The 2,833-nt window shown below is 49.9% G+C and carries 3 protein-coding genes; all 3 read right to left on the minus strand.

Annotation, left to right across the window (positions count from 1 at the left end):
• The coding region (locus tag CN673_RS21680; protein ID WP_198586085.1) for a hypothetical protein at positions 1-1,058 on the minus strand (1,058 nt) is incomplete at its 3' end.
• Positions 1,059-1,115: 57 nt separating this feature from the next.
• Entirely contained in the window at positions 1,116-2,213 is a 1,098-nt protein-coding gene (locus CN673_RS21685) for a pepsin-like aspartic protease (RefSeq protein WP_099868262.1), read from the minus strand.
• Between the two features lie 124 nt (positions 2,214-2,337).
• Positions 2,338-2,833 (minus strand): bMERB family protein (locus CN673_RS21690; RefSeq protein ID WP_114149048.1); only part of this gene is annotated, 496 nt, incomplete at its 5' end.

Raw genomic sequence — 2,833 nt, forward strand, 5'->3', positions numbered from 1 at the left:
GTCGAAGTGTGGACAGCAGGACCCACCAGGACCTTCTCGGTTCCTCCGTAGCCGGCGGAAGCGCGTTCGTTGCGAATGTCCACCTTTCCGAGGACCTCCTTTCCGTCCAGAATGATGACGGCCGGGGAGACCTTGACCTTGCCGTTGTCCACGTTCACGGGGACCCATTCCAGTTCGCCTTGGGCGGCGGCTTCTGGATAGGGCTTCCAGGCGTAGTCGAAACCACGAACGTGCTCGGGCAGCTCGAACAGGACCTGCAGCGATCCAATATTCTTCTTGTACTCGTGTCCTCCCCATCCAAAGTTGGCCGCAATCTTTCCTCCCTCGTTCCAGATGCGTCCCATGACCGGCTCGCCGGCCTGGTACCACAACGCCACATACTGATCGGGATTCTCGCCAGGCAGAGTGGTCAGCGAGCGGAACAGCGCTCTGACACACTTGGTTGGTGGGAAGGGATCGCCGGCACGGAAGTCGGCCCATTCGTTCAACATGACACGGACAATAGGCTTGGGGACCGGTTGAGGCTTGGCACGTCGGGCTTCGCACTCATTACACTCGCAGGCCTCGGGTCCATCTTTATACTCTCGGACAATGATGTACATGCTGCTGAGGGCCGGTCCTTGCAGATCCTCGGCCTTTCCGTCATGGGAGAAGCGGGCAATTTCCGTCTTATTGTCCACATATCCCAACAACGCGCCTTCCTTTCGGTCCAGCCAGAGCAGAGGAATGGAATCACCGCAACGCACAATCTCACGCTCCTTCACGTCCTTGTCCAGACGCTCCGAGTACTTGATCCAGTTGTACCAGAATCCCAGCGAATTATGGTCTCCCTTGTACTGGAGGACCTGGATTTGGCCGGCCAAATCCTTGGCTCCGGTGAGTTCGGCCTTCAAATATGGGAACGAGCACTCCACAACTCCACCATTGTTCCAGGCACGACCGTGGATGGGCTTTCCATTCTTGTACCAGAGCGCGACGTACATGTTCTGTTGGTTCAGGCATTTGACGGGGTTCTCGGGGAAGGGCGAGCCGATCGGCTGGAAGGCCCAGGTCTTCAATTCCAGAGACTATATGGAATAACAATATTATGATACTTTGCTGGTTGCATGATCTATTCACAATTGTTTAGCCAGCCCGATCTGAAGCCTGTTGAATCCACTGTCAGCTCTGATCTTAAGACAGTAGTCCTGCAGTAAACTGCTCCCGAAGCCGAAGTCGTAATCGCCGCGTGAATTGTCCAGGAGGGGCATGAAATGTCTATTGACGAAATGGGCATAAGTCTCTCTCGTGAAAGTGTAAGTATCTCCATTTTTTACGAAACTGATGTCCGGGAAGTCTGCGTCATCCCATTCTCTATATGATGGAATGTGTTTTGCCTTTATGGCAGACGGAAGTCGAGAGTTCTGTCCAGGGAAGAACGCAATTGTTTTATTACTGTAGGTTGTGCTGTCGATAACAACATCGGCCATAATATGCCAATGTTTGTTATCCTTGGTGTTATACCACTTAAACGCACCACATTTCCGTTCCGTGTACCGTCCAAAAGCAACAGTTCCGTTCGAAGGTTTAAACCGATCTTTTCCAGGTTTGGTTATCGCAACCAGCCCTTCTTGCCAAAGTATTTCCTGAACGCTCAATCTTCTCATGATGTGTTTAACAACGCTGCTCTTGCTGTCATCTTCACCGATGCCGAGGCCAAGTACCCCATCCCAGTCGAAGCCCGCGTTTTTATTTCCTTCATCCACAACTCCAATCTCAAAGGGCAGAGCCAAATTGCCAAGCTTCAAGGTGTCTTCGTAGAATTTCCCTTGAAGATTCGCGATGTCATAATAGGCGTCGTTGAATTGCCTGTTGGTGACTTTACCGCCGGTTCTTTTCTCATTATAAGCATAAAAATGTTTATAAGCATCGCAAATAGATCGTGATGCACATCTCTCATTAAAAACAAGAGAGTAGGGTCGATTCAGGTCCAGTTGAACACGCACGGACTCCGGGTCTTTGCCCACCGAATAATTGAGATATGGACTGCTAAGTGGGTAGGTGTAGGCATTCGTATAACGGAATATGAAGTCACCAGAGGCAAAAGGCAACAGCAGAAGGAAGACGGTTAGTCTTAGGTGTTCTTCTTTTTCTGGATTTTCTCCAGATCCTTGGGGTTTTGAGGCTCCAAAATGGCGGCGAAAATCTGCATGGACCTTGGGGCAATCGCGCAAAAGTTGGGGCGGACACGGAAGGGGCCGGGATGCGTGATCAGGACCTTCACAAACATGTGTTTGTCCGTGTTGTTGATGGCACAGATCGGCGAAGTAACGGCGTCATCATAGGGTCCGCGGAAGATCAAATCCGACTCCGGCTCCACAATGAAGGGCTGGTTGTTGTCGTATTCAGGAGGTATTTGTTTTCGGCACAAATCTCCGACATCTTCTCAACATCCTTGACATGCTGTTCTTCCAGCTTCTTCAAAATACCCGAAGTGAGGTCTGCAAACTCATAGAAACGACGTTCATATTTCTTCTCACTGTTATTATTAATGTAGTGATCTCTGACAATTTGCACAAGATCGTCAGAACGGCTCATATCTCGAATGACCTTCCGATGCTTCTCCATAAGAAGAGTCATTCCGTGTTGTACATCCTCAAGTGTTTGTTTTAGCTGTCTATTTTCCTCTTGCAGGTTTAAAATCTCACGATTTTCATGCTGTAGAGACCGAACCAAATCTCCTCGATCTTTATTGCGAAAACATGAATTGAAAGCGCTTGTCTCGTTGTTGTACACCTTCATCACCTCGATCTTCTCGCTGACCGCGTGAGACTGACTGAGAAGCTCATCGGCC

It is taken from the genome of Neopararhizobium haloflavum (genome assembly GCF_002750855.1).
Classification (GTDB): domain Bacteria; phylum Pseudomonadota; class Alphaproteobacteria; order Rhizobiales; family Rhizobiaceae; genus Georhizobium; species Georhizobium haloflavum.